Source organism: Dietzia sp. KRD202 (assembly GCF_017168155.1).
GTDB lineage: Bacteria > Actinomycetota > Actinomycetes > Mycobacteriales > Mycobacteriaceae > Dietzia > Dietzia kunjamensis.
In genome coordinates, this window is record NZ_JABFAN010000019.1 from 148,240 (window position 1) to 164,333 (window position 16,094).

Annotated in this window: 13 protein-coding genes; 11 read left to right on the forward strand and 2 right to left on the reverse strand. The window is 70.3% G+C overall.

Going from position 1 to position 16,094, the window contains the following annotated elements:
• Positions 1-87 precede the first annotated feature (87 nt).
• The 9 genes from J1M64_RS16335 (at position 88) to J1M64_RS16375 (ending at position 11,289) form a co-directional block, all read left to right on the forward strand.
• Entirely contained in the window at positions 88-4,047 is a 3,960-nt protein-coding gene (locus J1M64_RS16335; protein WP_206474853.1) for a DNA-directed RNA polymerase subunit beta', read from the forward strand.
• Between the two features lie 201 nt (positions 4,048-4,248).
• Entirely contained in the window at positions 4,249-5,622 is a 1,374-nt protein-coding gene (locus J1M64_RS16340) for a glycosyltransferase family 4 protein (protein ID WP_206475028.1), read from the forward strand.
• Entirely contained in the window at positions 5,616-6,335 is a 720-nt protein-coding gene (locus J1M64_RS16345) for a class I SAM-dependent methyltransferase (RefSeq protein ID WP_206474854.1), read from the forward strand. The genes J1M64_RS16340 and J1M64_RS16345 overlap by 7 nt, the downstream gene beginning before the upstream one ends.
• Before the next feature lie 6 nt (positions 6,336-6,341).
• Positions 6,342-7,472 carry a prenyltransferase gene (locus J1M64_RS16350; protein WP_206474855.1) on the forward strand — a complete coding sequence of 377 codons (1,131 nt, stop codon included), beginning with the start codon at positions 6,342-6,344 and terminating at the stop codon, positions 7,470-7,472.
• Between the two features lie 79 nt (positions 7,473-7,551).
• A complete protein-coding gene (locus tag J1M64_RS16355; protein WP_067716785.1) occupies positions 7,552-8,409 on the forward strand; it encodes an LLM class F420-dependent oxidoreductase in 858 nt (285 codons plus the stop codon).
• Positions 8,410-8,527: 118 nt separating this feature from the next.
• The gene (locus tag J1M64_RS16360) at positions 8,528-9,421 is read left to right on the forward strand and encodes an SDR family NAD(P)-dependent oxidoreductase (protein WP_206474856.1); all 894 of its coding nucleotides are present in this window, start codon (positions 8,528-8,530) and stop codon (positions 9,419-9,421) included.
• A complete protein-coding gene (locus J1M64_RS16365) occupies positions 9,418-10,479 on the forward strand; it encodes a pirin family protein (protein ID WP_206474857.1) in 1,062 nt (353 codons plus the stop codon). The genes J1M64_RS16360 and J1M64_RS16365 overlap by 4 nt, the downstream gene beginning before the upstream one ends.
• Entirely contained in the window at positions 10,476-10,832 is a 357-nt protein-coding gene (locus tag J1M64_RS16370) for a GNAT family N-acetyltransferase (protein ID WP_206474858.1), read from the forward strand. The genes J1M64_RS16365 and J1M64_RS16370 overlap by 4 nt, the downstream gene beginning before the upstream one ends.
• 1 nt (position 10,833) lies before the next feature.
• On the forward strand, positions 10,834-11,289 hold the full coding sequence (locus tag J1M64_RS16375) for a carboxymuconolactone decarboxylase family protein (RefSeq protein WP_206474859.1): 456 nt from the start codon (positions 10,834-10,836) through the stop codon (positions 11,287-11,289).
• Positions 11,290-11,342: 53 nt separating this feature from the next.
• Here the strand turns inward: J1M64_RS16375 and J1M64_RS16380 are convergent, their stop codons facing one another.
• The gene (locus J1M64_RS16380) at positions 11,343-11,759 is read right to left on the reverse strand and encodes a YccF domain-containing protein (RefSeq protein ID WP_096907041.1); all 417 of its coding nucleotides are present in this window, start codon (positions 11,757-11,759) and stop codon (positions 11,343-11,345) included.
• 45 nt (positions 11,760-11,804) lie between these two features.
• Here J1M64_RS16380 and J1M64_RS16385 point away from each other — a divergent pair, with 45 nt between their 5' ends.
• Both J1M64_RS16385 and J1M64_RS16390 read left to right on the forward strand, forming a co-directional pair.
• Positions 11,805-13,211 carry a sigma 54-interacting transcriptional regulator gene (locus tag J1M64_RS16385; protein WP_206474860.1) on the forward strand — a complete coding sequence of 469 codons (1,407 nt, stop codon included), beginning with the start codon at positions 11,805-11,807 and terminating at the stop codon, positions 13,209-13,211.
• 44 nt (positions 13,212-13,255) lie between these two features.
• Positions 13,256-15,274 carry a VWA domain-containing protein gene (locus tag J1M64_RS16390; RefSeq protein WP_206474861.1) on the forward strand — a complete coding sequence of 673 codons (2,019 nt, stop codon included), beginning with the start codon at positions 13,256-13,258 and terminating at the stop codon, positions 15,272-15,274.
• A gap of 153 nt (positions 15,275-15,427) precedes the next feature.
• Here J1M64_RS16390 and J1M64_RS16395 read toward each other — a convergent pair whose 3' ends face one another.
• Positions 15,428-16,087, reverse strand: a complete 660-nt coding sequence (locus J1M64_RS16395; RefSeq protein ID WP_096907044.1) for a class I SAM-dependent methyltransferase — start codon at positions 16,085-16,087, stop codon at positions 15,428-15,430.
• Between the last annotated feature and the right edge of the window lie 7 nt (positions 16,088-16,094).

Consider the following 16,094-nt stretch of genomic DNA (forward strand, 5'->3'; position numbering starts at 1 on the left):
CAGATTCGAGTTCCACCTCGGCGGGCCCCACACCGGCCCCACCCCGCGAGGGGCCCGCCATCATCCCACCCGGGAAAGGACGCCTACGTGCAGGACGTCAACTACTTCGACGAGCTGGTCATCAGCCTCGCGACGGCCGAGGACATCCGTAACTGGTCCTACGGCGAGGTCAAGAAGCCGGAGACCATCAATTACCGCACCCTCAAGCCGGAGAAGGAGGGCCTGTTCTGCGAGAAGATCTTCGGCCCCACCCGGGACTGGGAGTGCTACTGCGGCAAGTACAAGCGCGTGCGCTTCAAGGGCATCATCTGTGAGCGCTGTGGCGTCGAGGTGACCCGCGCCAAGGTCCGTCGCGAGCGCATGGGCCACATCGAGCTCGCCGCGCCCGTCACCCACATCTGGTACTTCAAGGGCGTCCCGTCGCGTCTGGGCTACCTGCTGGACCTGGCGCCCAAGGATCTCGACAAGATCATCTACTTCGCCGCCTACGTCATCACCGGCGTCGACACCGAGCTGCGTCACAACGAGCTGAGCACCCTCGAGGCCCAGGTCCTCGAGGAGCGCAAGATCATCGAGGACGAGCGCGACTCCGACATCGAGGCCCGCGCGCGGAAGCTCGAGGCCGATCTCGCCGAGCTCGAGGCCGAGGGGGCCAAGGCCGACCAGCGCCGCAAGGTCAAGGACGGCGGCGAGAAGGAGATGAAGAAGATCCGCGAGTCGGCCCAGCGCGAGCTGGACCGTCTCGACGAGATCTGGACCACCTTCACGAAGCTCGACGTCAACCAGATCATCGTGGACGAGGGCATCTACCGCGAGCTCGAGGACCGCTTCGGCGAGTACTTCGAGGGCGGCATGGGCGCCGAGGCGATCCAGGCGCTGCTGCTGAACTTCGACCTCTCCGCCGAGGCCGAGTCGCTGCGCGAGATCATCCGCAACGGCAAGGGTCAGAAGAAGATCCGCGCCCTGAAGCGGCTCAAGGTCGTCTCCGCGTTCCTGCAGTCGGGCAACCACCCGGCCGCGATGGTCCTCGGGGCCGTCCCGGTGATCCCGCCGGAGCTGCGTCCGATGGTCCAGCTCGACGGTGGCCGCTTCGCCACCTCGGACCTCAACGACCTCTACCGTCGCGTGATCAACCGCAACAACCGCCTCAAGCGTCTGATGGATCTAGGTGCCCCCGAGATCATCGTCAACAACGAGAAGCGGATGCTGCAGGAGTCCGTCGACGCGCTGTTCGACAACGGCCGTCGTGGCCGGCCCGTCACGGGCCCGGGCAACCGCCCGCTCAAGTCGCTCTCGGATCTGCTCAAGGGCAAGCAGGGCCGGTTCCGTCAGAACCTGCTCGGCAAGCGCGTCGACTACTCCGGTCGTTCCGTGATCGTCGTGGGCCCGCAGCTGCAGCTGCACCAGTGTGGTCTGCCCAAGCTGATGGCGCTCGAGCTGTTCAAGCCCTTCGTCATGAAGCGTCTGGTGGACCTCAACCACGCGCAGAACATCAAGTCCGCCAAGCGCATGGTCGAGCGTCAGCGCGACCAGGTGTGGGACGTGCTCGAAGAGGTCATCGCCGAACACCCGGTGATGCTCAACCGTGCGCCCACGCTGCACCGCCTCGGCATCCAGGCGTTCGAGCCGCAGCTCGTCGAGGGCAAGGCCATCCAGCTGCACCCGCTCGTGTGTGAGGCCTTCAACGCCGACTTCGACGGTGACCAGATGGCCGTGCACCTCCCGCTGTCCGCGGAGGCGCAGGCCGAGGCGCGCATCCTCATGCTCGCCTCGAACAACATCCTGTCGCCGGCGTCGGGTCGTCCGCTCGCCATGCCGCGTCTGGACATGGTGACCGGCCTGTACTACCTCACCCGTCTGGACGAGGGTGCGACCGGCTCGTACATCCCGGCCTCCGAGGACACCCCCGCCGTGGGCGTGTACTCGACGCCGTCGGAGGCCATCATGGCCGTCGACCTCGGCGTGCTGGACATCCACGCCCCGATCCAGGTCCGACTGACGCACCAGCGTCCGCCGGCCGACGTCGAGGCCGAGCAGTTCCCCGAGGGCTGGACGCAGGGCCAGGAGTGGCTGACCGTGACCACCCTCGGTCGCGTGATGTTCAACGAACTGCTCCCGGCGGACTACCCGTTCGTCAACGAGCAGATGCCCAAGAAGCGTCAGGCCGTCATCATCAACGACCTGGCCGAGCGCTACCCGATGATCGTCGTGGCGCAGACGGTGGACAAGCTCAAGGACACCGGTTTCTACTGGGCCACCCGCTCGGGTGTCACCATCGCCATGTCTGACGTGCTGGTCCCGCCGGCCAAGAAGGAGATTCTCGCCTCGTACGACGCGAAGGCCGCGCGCCTGGAGTCGCAGTACGACCTCGGCAAGATCACCGACGAGGAGCGCAAGTCGGACCTGGTGAAGCTCTGGCAGGAGGCCACCGACGAGATCGGTCAGGCCATGGAGGAGAACTATCCGGACTCCAACCCGATCCCGACGATCGTGAAGTCGGGCGCGGCGGGCAACATGACCCAGATCCGCTCGCTCGCGGGCATGAAGGGTCTGGTGACGCGTCCGAACGGCGAGTTCATCCCGCAGCCGATCAAGTCCTCGTTCCGCGAGGGCCTGACCGTGCTCGAGTACTTCATGAACACGCACGGCGCCCGTAAGGGTCTGGCCGACACCGCCCTGCGTACCGCCGACTCGGGTTACCTCACCCGTCGTCTCGTCGACGTCTCGCAGGACGTCATCGTGCGCGAGACCGACTGTGGGACGTCGAAGGGTGTCGAGACGACCATCGCCCGCCCGGTGATGGACGTCCACGGCAGCCCGACCGGGTCCCTCGAGCGCGACGAGCACGTCGAGACCTCGACGTTCGCCCGGACGCTCGCGGAGGATGCGCTCGACGCCGACGGCAACGTGATCGTCGCCGCGGGCACCGACCTCGGTGACCCGAACATCGAGGCGCTGATCGTCGCCGGCATCGAGAAGGTCAAGGTCCGGTCGGTCCTCACCTGCACCACCGGTACCGGCGTCTGTGCGACCTGTTACGGCCGCTCGATGGCCACCGGTCTCCTGGTGGATATCGGCGAGGCCGTCGGCATCGTCGCCGCCCAGTCGATCGGTGAGCCGGGCACCCAGCTGACGATGCGTACCTTCCACCAGGGTGGCGTCGGTGACGACATCACCGGCGGTCTCCCGCGCGTGCAGGAGCTCTTCGAGGCCCGCGTGCCCAAGGGCAAGGCGCCGATCGCCGAGGAGGCGGGCCGGATCCGTCTCGAGGAGGAGGAGCGCTTCTACACGATCACGATCGTGCCGGACAACGGTGCGGACGAGATCGTCTACGAGAAGCTGTCGAAGCGCCAGGGCCTGGCCCATATCGAGCTGGAGGACGGCTCCTCCCGCCCGATCGCGGACGGCGATCACCTCGAGCGCGGGCAGGCCCTCCTCGAGGGCCCGGCCGATCCGCACGAGGTGCTGGCCATCCTCGGCCCCAACGGTGTCCAGAAGTTCCTCGTCGACGAGGTGCAGAAGGTCTACCGTGCGCAGGGTGTGTCGATCCACGACAAGCACCTCGAGGTCATCGTCCGTCAGATGATGCGTCGAGTCGCGATCAACGACTCGAACAGCACCGAGTTCCTGCCCGGTGCGCTCGTGGAGCGTGCCGAGCTCACGGCGGAGAACCGCCGCGTGCTCACCGAGGGCGGCTCGCCGGCCTCGGCGCGTCCGGTCCTCATGGGCATCACCAAGGCCTCGCTGGCCACGGACTCGTGGCTCTCGGCTGCCTCCTTCCAGGAGACCACCCGCGTGCTCACCGACGCCGCCATCAACAAGCGGTCGGACAAGCTCGTGGGCCTCAAGGAGAACGTCATCATCGGTAAGCTCATCCCGGCGGGTACCGGTATCAACCGCTACCGGAACTCGACGGTCGAGCCCACCGAGGAGGCCCGCGCCGCCGCGTACTCCATCCCGGACTACGGCGATGGTTTCTACGGTCCCGAGGACGGGTTCGGGGACGCCACCGGCGCCTCGGTCCGCCTGGACGACCTGGGCTACTGAGCAGGCCCCACGGCGACGAACCGACCGTGGAGTAACACCGACACCGGACCCCCGAGCGCCTCTCGCGCCGGGGGTCCGGTGCGTTCGTCCGGCCGTGTGTGGGACCGGGGCGAACGTGTTCTAGACTTTCCCGATGTGCCCGTCGCCGCCCGCGACACCCGCCGACGGCGGGCCGACGACCATGAAGGAGGCGATCGAGAAGTGCGGATCGCGCTGCTCTCGTACCGGAGCAAGCCACACGGCGGGGGCCAGGGCGTCTACGTCCGTCACCTCAGCCGCGAGTTGGCAGCACTCGGACACACGGTCGAGGTGTTCTCCGGTCAGCCCTACCCGGAACTCGACCCGGGCCCCACTCTCACCGAGGTCCCGAGTCTGGACCTGTACAACGACGCGAACCCGTTCCGCACGCCGCACCCGCGGGAGATCCGCGACCTCATCGACGTTCTCGAGGTGGTCACCATGTGGACCGCCGGGTTCCCGGAGCCGCGGACGTTCAGCATGCGGGCCGCGCGCACACTCCGGGAACGTCTAAACGACTTCGACGTGGTGCACGACAACCAGTGCCTGGGATCCGGCCTGCTGGACCTGGAGAAGGCGGGTTTCCCCGTCGTGGCCACGGTGCACCACCCCATCACGCGGGATCGCGCGCTGGCCATGAAGGAGGCCCCGCTGCGCAAGAAGATCACCACGTGGCGCTGGTTCGGGTTCCTGGGCATGCAGATGCGGGTCTCCCGCAAGCTGCAGGAGATCATCACGGTCTCCAGCAACTCCGCCGACGACATCGCCACCGACTTCGGCGTGGACCCGGACCGCATCGTCACCATCCCGCTGGGCGTGGACACCGACCGGTTCCACCATCGTCGCGTGCGCGAGCCCGGCCGCCTGGTCTGCGTGGCCAGTGCCGATCAGCCGCTCAAGGGGGTGCCGGTCCTGTTGCGCGCGCTGGCCAGGGTCCGCGAGGAGCACCCGGGCGTGCGTCTGACGCTGGTGTCCAAGCTCAAGCGCAAGGGCGAGGCCGCCAGGCTGCTCGACAAGCTGGGCCTGCGGGACGCGGTGGACCTGGTGTCCGGGGTCGACGACGACGAGCTCGCCGATCTCGTCGGGTCGGCCGAGATCGCGGTCGTGCCGAGTATGTACGAGGGATTCTCCCTGCCGGCGGTGGAGGCCATGTCCAGCGGCTGCGCACTCGTCGCGACGCGTGCCGGCGCGCTGCCGGAGGTCGTCGGCACGGACGACTCGGCGGCCCGCCTGGTCGAGCCGGGCGACGTCGACGCGTTGGCCCGTGAGATCAGCGCGCTGCTGTCCGACCCGGCCGAGCGGCAACGCCTCTCGCAGGGCGGCCGTGCCCGGGTCATGGAGCGCTACAGCTGGGCCGCCGTCGCCCGCCGGACCGTCGAGGTCTACGAGGCGGCGATCGCCCGGGTCCGCGGCGACGCGCTGCCGGACCTGACGGCCGGGCCGGTCCTCGGGCCGGATCAGACAGAGATCGACGAGCACGTCACCGACGACGTGCCCGAGGTGCTCCCGGAGTCCGGTGAGTACACCATCCGTGAGCAGGAGGACGCCGCATGCTGACCGCTGATTTCGACCGTCTCGGGGTCACCCCCGGTATGCGAGCCATCGACGTGGGGGCCGGCCTCGGTCGTCACACCTTCGAGCTCTACCGGCGTGGCGCGGACGTCACGGCGTTCGACCAGAACGCCGACGAGATGCAGCAGGTCTCCGACATGCTCGCCGCCATGGAGGCCGAGGGCGAGGGGCTGCCCTCCTCGAAGGGGGAGGCCGTCACCGGGGACGCGCTCAACATGCCGTACGAGGACGCGACCTTCGATCTGGTGCTCATCTCCGAGGTGCTCGAGCACGTCCCGGAGGACACCAAGGCCATCGCCGAACTCGTGCGGATCCTCAAGCCGGGCGGCGTCGCCGCGGTGACCGTGCCGCGTGAGTGGCCGGAGAAGCTCTGCTGGAAGCTGTCCGACGCCTACCACTCCAACCCGGGTGGGCACTGCCGGATCTACACCGCCGAGGAGTTGGGGTTCAAGCTCCGCGCGGCGGGGCTGGAGGTCACCGGCACCGGGTTCGCCCACGCGCTGCACGCCCCGTACTGGTGGCTCAAGTGCGCGGTGGGCACGGAGAACGACGACCACCCGTTGCCGAAGGCGTACCACAAGCTGCTCGTCTGGGACCTGATGAAGGGGCCCTGGGTCACCCGGACCGCCGAGAAGGTGCTCAACCCGGTGATGGGCAAGTCCATCGTGTTCTACCTGCGTAAGCCCGTGGAGGCCTGATCGTCCGTGCAGACGCCCAACACCGGAGTCACCAGCCATCGTCCGGTCCCCACCGTGCCCGGGGTCCTCGACGCCGACGCGGTCCGCGCCACCGGCGAGTGGCTCGCGTCCGTCCAGAAGCCCAGCGGTGAGATCCCGTGGTTCACCGGCGGTCACACCGACCCCTGGGATCACGTCGAGTCGGCGATGGGCCTGTCCGTCGCGGGCCAGTGGGAGGCCGCCGAGAGGGCGTACGGGTTCCTCCGGGACACCCAGCGGGGCGACGGGTCGTGGCCGATGAAGTGGCAGGACGACCACGTCGCCGACGGCGACGTCGACTCCAACTTCTGCGCGTACGTCGCGGTGGGCGTGTGGCACCACCACCTGGTGAGCGGCAGGCCCGGTTTCCTCGAGTCGATGTGGCCGACGGTGCGCCGGGCACTCGACCTGGTGTTGACGTTCCAGGGGCCCGAGGGGCAGATGTGGTGGGGCGCCGGTCCCGAGGGCTTCTGCGAGGAGGCGCTGGTCACCGGCTCGTCCAGCATCCACCACGCGCTGCGCTGCGGCGTCGCGATCGCCGAGGAGCTCGGCGGGAGCGCGCCGGACTGGGACGCCGCCGCCGACCGGTTGGGCCATGCGCTGCGCGCCCACCCCGAGCTCTTCACGCCCAAGGACGAGTTCTCCATGGACTGGTACTACCCGGTCCTGGCCGGCGTGATGGTGGGGGAGCAGGCGCAGGCGCGGCTCGACTCCCGGTGGGACGACTTCGTGGTGGACGGACTGGGCATCCGCTGCGTCGACCACCGGCCGTGGGTCACCGGGGCCGAGACGTGCGAGCTGGTGCTCGCCCTGGAGGCGGCCGGGCGACACGATCAGGCGCTCGCGCAGTTCACCAACATGCAGCACCTGCGGGACACCGACGGTTCCTACTGGACCGGACTCGTCTTCGCCGACGGCAAGCGGTGGCCGGTCGAGCTGAGTACCTGGACAGCGGCCGTCATGCTGCTGGCGGCGGACGCCCTCTCGCGCACCACCCCGGGCAACGAGATCTTCCGCTACGTCTCGCACCACACCATGCAGCGTCTGCAGTCCCAGCCGGGCGATCCGGCCGAGTGCGTGGCGGGCGAGGTCTGCCCACCCGCCGCCGTCGTGCGCTAGTCTGTGGCGACACCGCCGCTGGACACCTGTCTGATCAGGTGTCAGGCGGTGGGTCGACGCAGCGCACGAGGGAGAACGCATGGAATTCGGACTGACCCTGTTCACCAGTGACCGGGGCATCCGGCCGACCACGGCCGCCGTGGCCGCCGAACGCGCCGGGTTCTCCGCGTTCTACGTTCCCGAGCACACGCACATCCCGGTGCGGCGCGAGGCCGCGCACCCGGGTACCGGCGGCGCCGAGCTCCCCGACGAGCGGTACAGCCGCACCCTGGACCCGTGGGTCGCCCTCGGCGCCGCCGCGGCTGTCACGTCGACCATCCGTCTCGGAACCGCCGTGTCCATCCCGGTGGAGAGCGACCCCCTCACGCTGGCCAAGACCATCGCCTCGGTCGACCACCTCTCCGACGGGCGCACCGTGCTCGGCGTGGGGTACGGCTGGAATCTGGACGAGATGGCCGACCACAACGTGCCGCCGCAGCGTCGGCGCACCATGCTCCGCGAGTACCTCGAGGCCATGCGGGAGCTGTGGACGCACGACGAGGCCGAGTACCACGGAGAGTTCGTCGACTTCGGTCCCAGCTGGGCCTGGCCCAAGACCGCCCGCACGCCCGGCCCGCTCACCCTCGTGGGAGCGGCCGGCACCGAGAAGAACCTCAAGTGGATCTGCCGCAGCGCCGACGGCTGGATGACCACCCCGATCTCCCAGGACATCGCCGGCAGCGTACGGACCCTGCGGGAACTGTGGGCCGAGGCCGGCCGGGAGGGCGAGCCCTACATCGTCGTCCTCGACGGGAAACCGGATCACGAGAAGATCGACGCCTACCGCGAGCTCGGCGTCCACGAACTCGTCTACGGCACCCCGGACCGGACCGAGGACGAGGTCCTGGCCTACATCGACCGCCTCGCCGGCAAACTCGGCCTCGACGCCCTGGTCTGACGCGGGCGGGGCCACCGGGAGCGCCCCGCCGGGGTCATGCAGGCGGGCTCCCGTGATCGGAGCAGCCGGGCTCCCGGGAGCGCCCCACCGGGACTCCGCACGCCGGTACCGTCAGGGTATGGACACCAGCGCGCCCGCCGCCCCCGTCGTCGTCGTCACCGGAGCCGGGGGAGGCCTCGGGGCCGCCACCACCGCGCTCTACGCCTCCCGGGGCTGGCACGTCGTGGCCGTCGACCTCCAGGCGCCGCCCGGCGGTGACCGAATCACGCCCCTCGCCGCCGACGTCACCGACTCCGCCTCGCTCACCGCCCTGTCCGACCGGGTCCGACGCGAGCACGGCCGCCTCGACGCGCTCGTCACGTTCGCGGGCGTCCTCGGGATCGGGCCGCTGGCCGAGACCGATCCGGACCGGGTGCAGCAGGTCCTGGACGTCAACGTCATGGGCACCGTGCGCACCGTCCACGCCCTGTGGGACCTCCTCCGGGAGACCCGCGGGAGGGTGGTGCTCATCAGCTCCGAGACCGGCCCGCAGCACGGCATGCCGATGAACGGCGCCTACGCCATGAGCAAACACGCGATCGAGGCCTACGGTGACGCGCTGCGGCGCGAGCTGATGTTCCTCGGCCTGGACGTCGTGCTCGTCCAACCGGGTCCGTTCCGCACCGGGATGACCGCCTCGATCCGGCGGCGCTTCCAGGAATCGACCGCCCCCGGTTCGCCGTTCGCCGCGATGGCCGCGGTGATGGGGGAAATGGCCGCCGGCGAGGACGACAAGGCCACCGACCCGTCCGTGCTCGCGGAGGCCGTGTGGACCGCCGGTACCACAACGCGCCCCCGTCGCCGCTACGCCGTGCGATGGGACCTCGGCCGACGTCTCCTCGACCATCTGCCGGTGGCGGTCGTGGACAAGGCGCTCGTCCTGGCGCTGGGCGGGAAGATCAACGCCAAGAAGCTGGAGCTGCGCCGCGAGGCCGTCGACGCCCGGGCCGAGATGAGCGAGGTCGTCGAATGAGCAACCTCGACCCCGACCCGCCCGAGATCGAGTGCGAGGCCGGCGGTGCGCCGGGCGGGCCCCGTTCGGAGGACGCACAGCCCGGCGGGGCCGCCGTGGAGATCATCACCTCCCGCGAGGTGCCCCTGGGCGGGCCGCGGGCGATGACGGTCCGCCGGACGCTGCCGCAGCGCCAGCGCTCGCTCATCGGTGCCTTCTGCTTCGTCGACCACTACGGACCCGACGACGTCTCGGCCACCGGCGGCATGGACGTGCCCTCACACCCGCACACCGGCCTGCAGACCGTGAGCTGGCTCTTCGAGGGCAGCGTCACCCATCACGACTCCGGGGACAACCATGCGGTGGTGCGCCCGGGGGAGGTCAACCTCATGACCTCCGGCGCCGGCATCTGCCACACCGAGGTCTCGACCCAGGACACCACCGTCCTGCACGGCGTGCAGCTGTGGACCGTGCTGCCCGAGGACCACCGCGAGAGCAGCGGCCGCAGGTTCGACCACCACGTGCCCGACCCCGTCGGATTCGCCGGCGGATCGGCGCGGGTCTTCATGGGGTCGCTGCTGGGCTCGTCGTCATCGGTCACCACCTACACCCCCCTCGTCGCCGCGGAGCTCCGACTCGACCCCGGCGCCGAACTGCGACTGGACGTCGACCCGGACTTCGAGCACGGCCTGCTCGTCGACTCCGGTGACCTGACCCTCGAGGGCGTCGACGTCGAGGTCAGCCATCTCGCGTACACCGGCGTCGGCGAGACCACGCTGACGATCCGCAACACCGGCACCACCGCCGGGCGGGCGGTCCTCATCGGCGGCACCCCGTTCGAGGAGGACATCATCATGTGGTGGAACTTCATCGGCCGGACCCACGACGAGATCGCGGGCTACCGCGAGCAGTGGGAGGCCGGATCGGAGCGCTTCGGACGCGTGGACGGCTACATCGGCCACGACCCGCGGGGGCTGACCCGGCTGCCCGCGCCCACCCTGCCCACCACCACCCTCAAGCCGCGGGTCAACCCGGACCCGCGCGCAGTCGGCCCCGATGTGAGAGGACACCGCAGATGACCGAGTACACCGACAAGACCGGCGCGACCGTGACCGTGAAACGAGCCGACTCGATCGAGGCGTTCGAGGTCCGGGACGCCTCCGGCGAGCTCGCCGGCCACGCCGATTTCCGCGACCACGCCGGCCAGCGCGTCTTCCACCACACCGTGGTCGACGAGGAGTTCGGTGGCCGGGGCATCGGCACCGCCCTCGTGCGCGGCGCCGTGGAGGCCACGCGCGAGGAGGGGATCACCATCGTGCCCGTGTGCTCGATGGTGGAGGGGTTCCTCGGCAAGAACGCGGACGAGTTCGCCGGCGCGTACCGGGAGGCCACGGACGCCGACCGGGCGCGATTCGGCGGGGAGGACGGCTGACATGGGGGTCCCGCAGTTGGACCGCACCCAGCGCGAGGTCTACAAGCAGTTGGTCCGCACCGCCGTCGCCTCGCGGGAGGCCTCCGGCGAGGCCGGGTTGGAGGAGTCGCTGCTCGAACTGGTCAACGTGCGTGTCTCGCAGCTCAACGGTTGCGCGGCCTGCCTGGCCACCCACGTGCCGGCGGCCCGCAAGGCCGGCGTGTCCCAGGACCGGCTCGACCTGCTGCCCGCGTGGCGGGAACTCGACGCCTTCGGTGACCCGGAGAGGGCGGCACTACGACTGGCCGAGACGCTGACCCGACTGGACGACGTCGAGGAACGCGTCGCCGCGACCTCAGCGGCCGCCGACCACTTCTCCGACGAGCAGCTCTCGGCGCTCGAGTGGACGATCGTGCTGATCAACGCCTTCAACCGGGTGTCGATCGCCAGCCACCACCAGCCGGGGATCGAGGACTGACCGGGCCCGGATGCGGTGCGGGGGTGCGTGGTCAGCCGGTGGCGACCGGGCGGTCAGCGGGTGGCGACCGGCACCATCGCCGCCCGGTCGGAGCGGACGATCTCCTTGCCGAACGGGAAGCACGTGACCGGGATGAGCTTGAGATTGGCCCACGCCAGGGGCAGGCCGATGATCGTCATCGCCTGCGCGACGGCGGTGGCGACGTGGCCGATCGCCAGCCACAGTCCGGCCACCAGGAACCAGATGACGTTGGCGATCGTGCTCACCCCGCCGGGACGGCCCCGGTCGACGACCTCCCGGCCGAACGGCCACAGCACGTAGGCGGCGATCCGGAAACTCGCGACCCCGAACGGGATCGTGATGATGAGGATGCAGGCGAGGATCCCGGCCAGCACATAGCCGAGGAACAGCCAGATGCCCGCGGTCAGCAGCCAGATGATGTTGAGGACGAGGGTCAACACTGCACGCATGATGCCACCCTATGCCGGAAGCGGAAGTGGCATCGCAGGGCTACGGTGGGCGGTGTGAGCGATAAGCCGAACGTGCAGACCCTCGGCGAGCTGCGCGCCGCCGGATACACCAGCCGCAGCCTCCGCGAGGAGCTGCGCGAGAACCTGCTCGCGGCCCTGGCCGCCGGACGCGATCCGTGGCCCGGCATGCACGGCTTCGACACGACGGTGATCCCTCAGGTCGAGCGGGCGATCATCGCCGGCCACGACATCGTCCTCCTCGGCGAACGCGGCCAGGGCAAGACCCGCCTGCTGCGCACGCTCGTCGGATTGTTGGACGAGTGGTCGCCCGTCGTGGCCGGATCCGAGCTGGGCGAGGACCCGCTCGCGCCGATCACCGAACCCACGCGCGAGCGGATCGCCCGTGAGGGCGATGCGCTGCCCGTGCAGTGGCGCCACCGTGACGAGCGCTATGTGGAGAAGCTGTCCACCCCGGACACCTCCGTCGCCGACATGATCGGCGACGTCGATCCCATGAGGGTGGCCGAGGGCCGCCGACTGGGTGACCCGGAGACCATCCACTACGGGTTGGTGCCGCGCGCGAACCGCGGGATCGTGGCCCTCAACGAGCTGCCCGACCTGGCCGAGCGGATCCAGGTGGCGTTGCTCAACGTCATGGAGGAGCGGGACGTCCAGATCCGAGGCTACGTCCTGCGCCTGCCGCTGGACGTGCTGGTGGTGGCCTCGGCCAACCCGGAGGACTACACCAACCGCGGTCGGATCATCACTCCGCTCAAGGACCGGTTCGGCGCCGAGATCCGGACCCATTACCCGCTCGACCTGGCCGACGAGATCGAGGTCGTGCGGCAGGAAGCCGAGCTGACCGCCGAGGTGCCGGACCCGCTGATGGAACTGCTCGCCCGGTTCACGCGCGAGCTGCGCACCTCCGACTCGATCAACCAGGCCTCCGGCGTCTCCGCCCGCTTCGCCATCGCCGGCGCGGAGACCGTCGCGGCGGCGGCCCGTCGGCGGGCGGCCGTGCGGGGCGCCGACGACCCGGGTGAGTCCGTGGCACGGCTCGTCGACGTGGACGCCGCCGTCGAGGTCCTGCGCGGCAAGATCGAGTTCGAGCCCGGCGAGGAGGGGCGCGAGACCGAGATCCTGCGGTACCTGCTGCGCATCGCCACGGTGGACGTCGTCCGCGGACTGTTCCGGGGGATCGACATGACCCCGCTGGTCGACGCGTTTGACGGGTCGGTGACCCTCACGACCGGCGCGAGCGTCATCGCCGCCGAATTCCTCGCAGCCCTGCCCGAGCTGTCCGAACCGGGGCTCTACGACGAGATCGCCGACAGGGTCGGTGCGTCGAACGTCGGCCAGCGGGCCGGCGGGATCGAACTGGCGCTGGAGGGGCTCTACCTCTCACGGCGTCTGTCCAAGGAGACCGGGGACGGCGCCGCCGTCTACGGCTGACACCATCGGCGGCTGCCGTGCGCCGCCGGAGCAGGAGGTGCGCGATGTCGCGACCAGAGCCCCGCGCCCGCTACGGGCGCTACATCGGCGGGCCGGACCCCCTCGCGCCCCCGCTCGACCTGTCCGAGGCGCTCGACGCGGTCTCCGAGGGCGTCATGGCCGGGTACTCCCCGGAGCAGTCCATGCGGGAGTTCCTCCGCACCGGCGGCCGCGACCAGACAGGCCTCGACGAGCTGGCCGGACGCATCCAGCGTCGACGTCGCGATCTGCTGCAGCGGAACCACCTGGGCGGCACCCTCGAGGAGGTCTCCCGGCTGCTCGACGAGGCGCTGCTCGCCGAGCGGGGACAGCTCGCCCGCGACACCGCCATGGATCCGATGGACCGCACCCTGCGGGAGATGACCATCGAGAACCTGCCCGACTCGCCGGCCGCCGCGGTCGGGGAACTCAAGGACTACGACTGGGCCTCGTCCGACGCCCGCGAGGCGTACCGCCGCATCCAGGACCTCATGGGCGCCGAGGTGCTCGACGCCCGATTCGCCGGGATGAAACAGGCGCTGGAGAACGCGACCGACGCCGACCGGGCGGCGGTGTCGGAGATGCTGTCGGACCTGACCGAACTGCTCGACAAGCACGCCCGCGGTGAGGACACCCCCGAGGACTTCCGGGAGTTCATGGACAAGCACTCCGACGCGTTCCCGGAGCAGCCGAAGGACGTCGAGGAGTTGATCGACACCCTCGCCGCGCGGGCGGCCGCGGCCCAGCGGATGATGCGCTCGATGACGCCGGAGCAGCGGGAGGAGCTCATGGCCCTGTCGCAGCAGGCGTTCGGTTCGCCCGAGTTGATGGAGCAGCTGGGCCGGTTGGACGGGCTGCTGCAGTCCCTGCGTCCGGGCGAGGACTGGGACGGCTCGGAGGACTTCGAGGGCTCCGAGGGGTTGGGGATGTCCGAGGGGACCGCGGCCATGGCCGAACTCGGGGACCTCGACCGGCTGGCCGAACAGCTCTCCCGGAGCGACAGGTCCCCGCTGTCCGAACTCGACCTGGAGGCGGTGGCCCGCCATCTCGGTCGCGAGGCGGCGGTGTCCGTGCAGACGCTGTCGCGGCTCGAACAGCAGATGCGCGAGTCCGGGTACCTCAGTCGCCGACCGGACGGGAACCTCCGACTCTCCCCGGCCGCGCTGCGCAAACTCGGGAGATCACTGCTCCGCGACGCCGCACAGCGGTTGTCCGGCCGGACCGGTGCGCGCGAGACCAGGCTGTCGGGGGCCGCGGGGGAGCAGACGGGGTCGAGCCGGGCCTGGGAGTTCGGTGACGTCGAGTCCTGGGACGTGCCGAGGACCGTGGGCAATGCGATCTCCCGGATCGCCGCGGAGGGGGGCGAGACGGGTGCGGGGATCCGGCTCCTGCCCGAGGACATCGAGGTCAGGGAGACCGAAGCGCGGACCCAGGCCGCCGTGGCGTTGCTGGTGGACACGTCGTTCTCCATGGCCATGGAGGGGCGGTGGGTCCCGATGAAGCGTACGGCCCTGGCCCTCCACCACCTGGTGAGCACCCGTTTCCGGCAGGACCGGCTGCAGCTCATCTCGTTCGGCCGCTTCGCCCAGACCCGGACAGTGGAGGACCTGCTCTCCCTGGACGCGCAGTACGAGGCCGGCACGAACCTGCATCATGCGCTCCTGCTCGCCGGGCGGTACTTCCGTGAGCACCCGACGATGCAGCCGGTGTTGCTCATCGTCACCGACGGCGAACCCACCGCCCACCTGCTCAGCGGCGGGGAGCCGTGGTTCGCCTACCCGCCGGACCCCGACACCATCCGGATCACCGTCGACGAGTTGGACCGGGTCGCCCGCACCGGGGCGCAGACGACCTTCTTCCGGCTGGGCGACGACCCGGGTCTGTCCCGGTTCCTCGACGCGCTGGCCCGGAGGGTCGACGGCACGGTGGTGGCGCCGGACGTCGACGACCTGGGCGCAGCCGTGGTGGGGCGGTTCCTGCACTCACGGCGCGGCCGGCCCTCACCCGGCGACCCGTGGAGCGCCGGCGGTCGCTGGGCGGTGTGACCCGCCCCGCCGCTGCCCCGACCGCCAGACTCGGGCACCCCGCAACCGCGAGATCCGCTACTCCGAATCCGGATCCGCTACTCGAATCGGGGTAGCGGATCCGGATTCCGGGTAGCGGATCCTTGGAGGTGCGGGTCAAGGGGCGTGCGGGGCTCAGGGCATCGGCGCGCCGACCTCGCCGGAGTCGCGGCGCAGCACGCGCAGCGAGTCCACGGCCCGGACCTCGGTGAACTGGCCCGACTCCAGCGCGCGGCAGTAGATCTCGTACGGGGGACGGCCGCCGTCCTCCGGGTTCGGGAACACGTCGTGGATCAGCAGCGCCCCGCCGATCTCGACCCATGGGGCCCAGCCCTCGTAGTCGGCCTGCGCCGCCTCGGAGGAGTGGCCTCCGTCGATGAAGACGAATGACGCGGGCCTGCCCCAGACGCGGGCCACCTGGGTCGACGTCCCCACCGCCGCGGTCACCACGTCGTCGAGCCGGGCGTCCCACATGGTGTGGCGGAACGCGCCGAGTGTCTCCAGGCGGCCGGTGTGCGCGTCCACCAGCGAGGTGTCGTGGTACTCCCAGCCGGGCTGGTGCTCCTCGGAACCGCGGTGGTGGTCCACGGTGACGATGCTGCCGCCGGTCACGCGGGCGGCCGCGCCGAGGAACACGGTGGAGCGGCCGCAGTAGGTGCCGATCTCCACTCCCACACCGTCGCCCAGGAACTCGCAGGCGATGTCGTACAAGGTGATGCCCTCCTCCAGCGGCATGAAGCCGGGGGCGGCGAGCGCTACGGCGAGCAGCGCGGGTTCGATCTCGGGTGCGGTCATGGGTTTC

Coding starts and splice junctions, on each gene's coding strand:
- J1M64_RS16345 (WP_206474854.1), top strand. CDS start 5,616: ATGCTGACCGCTGATTTCGACCGTCTCGGGGTCACCCCCGGTATGCGA.
- J1M64_RS16355 (WP_067716785.1), top strand. CDS start 7,552: ATGGAATTCGGACTGACCCTGTTCACCAGTGACCGGGGCATCCGGCCG.
- J1M64_RS16360 (WP_206474856.1), top strand. CDS start 8,528: ATGGACACCAGCGCGCCCGCCGCCCCCGTCGTCGTCGTCACCGGAGCC.
- J1M64_RS16365 (WP_206474857.1), top strand. CDS start 9,418: ATGAGCAACCTCGACCCCGACCCGCCCGAGATCGAGTGCGAGGCCGGC.
- J1M64_RS16370 (WP_206474858.1), top strand. CDS start 10,476: ATGACCGAGTACACCGACAAGACCGGCGCGACCGTGACCGTGAAACGA.
- J1M64_RS16375 (WP_206474859.1), top strand. CDS start 10,834: ATGGGGGTCCCGCAGTTGGACCGCACCCAGCGCGAGGTCTACAAGCAG.
- J1M64_RS16380 (WP_096907041.1), bottom strand. CDS start 11,759: ATGCGTGCAGTGTTGACCCTCGTCCTCAACATCATCTGGCTGCTGACC.
- J1M64_RS16390 (WP_206474861.1), top strand. CDS start 13,256: ATGTCGCGACCAGAGCCCCGCGCCCGCTACGGGCGCTACATCGGCGGG.
- J1M64_RS16395 (WP_096907044.1), bottom strand. CDS start 16,087: ATGACCGCACCCGAGATCGAACCCGCGCTGCTCGCCGTAGCGCTCGCC.